Below are 2,922 nucleotides of genomic sequence, written 5' to 3' on the forward strand. Positions count from 1 at the left end.
TCACCTTACCCATGCTTGCGCGATGCCCTTCGGACTTCGCTCTCTACTTATACCTTGCTCCTTGGACTCGAGCCTATGCAGGCTGGAGGTTGACTAGAAGAGAACGGCATATGGGCGAACATGACCATCGCATGCGCAAGCGCGGCAAGATCGTTCTGATCGGCTTCCTGCTCGTCGCCAGCTTCTTCCTCATTACCGAGCATACCGCGCACTTCCTGGGTGTGCTGCCCTATCTCATCCTGCTCGCCTGCCCGCTCATGCACCTGTTCATGCACCACGGCCAAGGTGGGCATCAGCATGGCCATGAGCCCGGCCAGGCACCCGCCGGCTTGCCGGCCAATCCCAACGGCCGCATCGAAGGAGAGTCGCGATGACGCACGCCGACTATGGCTATGGTCTGTGGGGGCTCGCGCTGGTCAATGCCGCCGTTTTCATCCTCTTTGCGTTCAGCTTCTTCAAGCCGGCAACGCGGCGCGACTGGCGCAGCTTCGGCGCGTTCAGTGCGTTCATCGTCGCGCTCTTCGCCGAAATGTATGGCTTCCCGCTCACCATCTTCCTGCTGTCGGGGTGGCTCCAGTCGCATTTCCCCGGCGTCGACTGGTGGAGCCACGATGCTGGCCACATCCTGGAAATGATGTTCGGCTGGCGCATCAATCCGCATTTCGGCCCGTTCCACATCGCCAGCTTTGTGCTGATTGGTGTAGGCTTTTGGCTAATCTCGATCGCGTGGACGGCGCTTCACACGAGTCAGCGCAAAAACGAATTGGCAATGACGGGGGTCTACGCCCGGGTGCGGCACCCTCAATACGTAGGGTTCATCCTCGTCATGCTCGGTTTCTTGCTACAATGGCCGACGCTTCTGACGCTTGCCATGTTTCCGGTGCTGGTGGTGATGTACATTCGTTTGGCTAAGCATGAGGAGAGATACGCGCTCGCGACCTACGGCGATAGCTACCGCCAGTACATGGCCCATGTTCCCGCCTTCTTCCCCAGCTTGCGTTGGAAGCGGGAGATTGCAGGACTGGCCTTCACAGGAAATGCTCGAATGGCAGGCCATCAGACGGACGGGCCGGTTAGCGAGGGTTCTCGAGAACACGACAACATGCTGCCAGGAGGTTAGACGTTGTCCTCCTCCGCAAGATCATCACGAACATGACGAAATCGAGGGGGCGTATGTGACCATGCAGGTGACGATCCTTGCGATTGTAGTAAACGGCGTTCCCGTCCTGAGCCTCCATCAGACCCGATCCGCGGCCTGGAAGCGGCTCATGAGATTCATAGACGCGAAATGGCCGGAGCGCCTGGGAGCGATGCTTCCCCCTGCCGAAGACGAAGCGAAGGCGCGCATGTTCTTTCGCGAGGAAGATAAAGACCTGTACGCGATCATCGACGCCGACATATCAGAGCTGCACGATGCCTTGGGGTGGGTCAAAGATCCCGTCGTTGGTTAGCCCGTCACGCGATCGCCCTCGAAAAGCTGGGCCGCCCACCGATCGAGATCGCAGCCACGTCCTGAACGTCACCGAAGTTCAGGACGTGACCGAGCCCGGGCAGTGCGATCGGGCGCTATCTGTAAGCCGGACAAGCAACTGACCTGTTCGACCGCCGTGCCAGCGGGCTGATTGCCAAGGGCGCGGCCGGATTTTGCGTCGGCGCAACGGGTGTCAGTCGGTGTCGGCCTCTACGGAGAGATGTGCAGCGGCTGTCATCTATCGCCCCGGCGCGGAGGAATCGGAGGTGAGCCAAGGCCCTTAACGGCAAGCCCCGAACTGGCGAGGGGTGGCGCAACGCCTCACGCCCGCTCAGCAGCCCTGGATTATCAAGCATGGTGTAAGCTGACGGCCGAGCCGGCGGGGGGCAAGACGCACCGGATCCCCTGTCTGGGACACGGTGGCGTTCGTGCGCTAACTCTCGGGGATGACGGCTGAGCCGTACAAGCGCTGGTCGCGGGCGCACCTGTCGGCCACGCGGGATGATGAAGAATCTGGCAGGCACGAAATGAGACACGCAAGGATGGAGATTCGACCCTGAGAAGCACCAAACTTCGGCTGCACCTTCTCGCGAGCCGCACTCACAAGTGGCTCGCGATCATTGTCGGCGCGCAGCTTCTTTTGTGGTTCGCGAGCGGCGCGTTGATGAGCTTCTTGCCCATCGATCGAGTGCATGGCGATCACCTTGTGGACCGCAAAGCCGTGGCGCCCTTGCCTCGCGGCGTGGCGCTCGTCCCACCATCAGTGATCGTCGCGGCGACCGGGACGCGGATCGAGACCGTGAGCTATCGCATGTGGCTTGGCCGCCCGGTCGCTGAGGCGACAACGGCCCGAGGGACGCGGCTGTTCGACGCGAGAACGGGCGCACTGTTGCCCGCCCCAACTGCGGCGCAAGCCCAAGCGGTAGCGAGGGCCGCCTGGCGGAGCAACGATCACCCAAGTGTGAACGTGGAACTGATCGATCGCGCCAGTCCCGAATATCGCGGCACGCTTCCCGCCTGGCGTGTGACGTTCGCCGATCCGGACTCCACTCGGATCTTCGTGGCGGCCGATACCGGCCGGATTGCGGCGGTGAGGACAGGCACGTGGCGGCTTTATGACTTCTTCTGGAGCCTTCACATCATGGATTGGAAGAATCACGAGGACTTCAACACGCCATGGCTTCTAGGGTTTGCGCTCGGCGGCCTCGGACTTTGGCTTGGCGGGGCCGTGCTTCTTTGCATGCGTTGGCCGAAGCGGCGTCGGTCAAGCGCGTCAGGCTAGCGGACCGGCAGAAACCGGAGAAGCATGATGATAAAGAAAAGTGATAAGTCGCGCGGCGGGTTGGAACGCAGTTGAACAGGCGAGACTTCGTTTGGCAGCGATGGGGTAGACCATGGCGCATCTGAGCGATGCTGAAATGATCAACTGGATGGCGCTTTATACTGCGACC

General features: G+C 61.2%; 4 protein-coding genes. All 4 read left to right on the plus strand.

Annotation, left to right across the window (positions count from 1 at the left end):
• The first annotated feature begins 110 nt into the window (after nt 1-110).
• The 4 genes from BGN95_RS08120 to BGN95_RS08135 all read left to right on the plus strand — a co-directional run bounded on the left by BGN95_RS08120 (nt 111) and on the right by BGN95_RS08135 (nt 2,753).
• Nucleotides 111-374, plus strand: a complete 264-nt coding sequence (locus tag BGN95_RS08120) for a DUF2933 domain-containing protein (protein ID WP_013039078.1) — start codon at nt 111-113, stop codon at nt 372-374.
• On the plus strand, nt 371-1,120 hold the full coding sequence (locus tag BGN95_RS08125) for a methyltransferase family protein (RefSeq protein ID WP_082731805.1): 750 nt from the start codon (nt 371-373) through the stop codon (nt 1,118-1,120). The genes BGN95_RS08120 and BGN95_RS08125 overlap by 4 nt, the downstream gene beginning before the upstream one ends.
• Nucleotides 1,121-1,175: 55 nt before the next feature.
• Nucleotides 1,176-1,451 carry a hypothetical protein gene (locus tag BGN95_RS08130; protein ID WP_030541607.1) on the plus strand — a complete coding sequence of 92 codons (276 nt, stop codon included), beginning with the start codon at nt 1,176-1,178 and terminating at the stop codon, nt 1,449-1,451.
• Nucleotides 1,452-2,048: 597 nt separating this feature from the next.
• Entirely contained in the window at nt 2,049-2,753 is a 705-nt protein-coding gene (locus BGN95_RS08135; protein WP_331386562.1) for a PepSY domain-containing protein, read from the plus strand.
• The last annotated feature ends 169 nt before the right edge of the window (nt 2,754-2,922 follow it).

The organism is Sphingomonas sp. 66-10 (assembly GCF_001897045.1).
In the GTDB taxonomy this organism is placed as follows: Bacteria; Pseudomonadota; Alphaproteobacteria; order Sphingomonadales; family Sphingomonadaceae; genus Sphingomonas; species Sphingomonas lycopersici.

Coding starts and splice junctions, on each gene's coding strand:
- BGN95_RS08120 (WP_013039078.1), top strand. CDS start 111: ATGGGCGAACATGACCATCGCATGCGCAAGCGCGGCAAGATCGTTCTG.
- BGN95_RS08125 (WP_082731805.1), top strand. CDS start 371: ATGACGCACGCCGACTATGGCTATGGTCTGTGGGGGCTCGCGCTGGTC.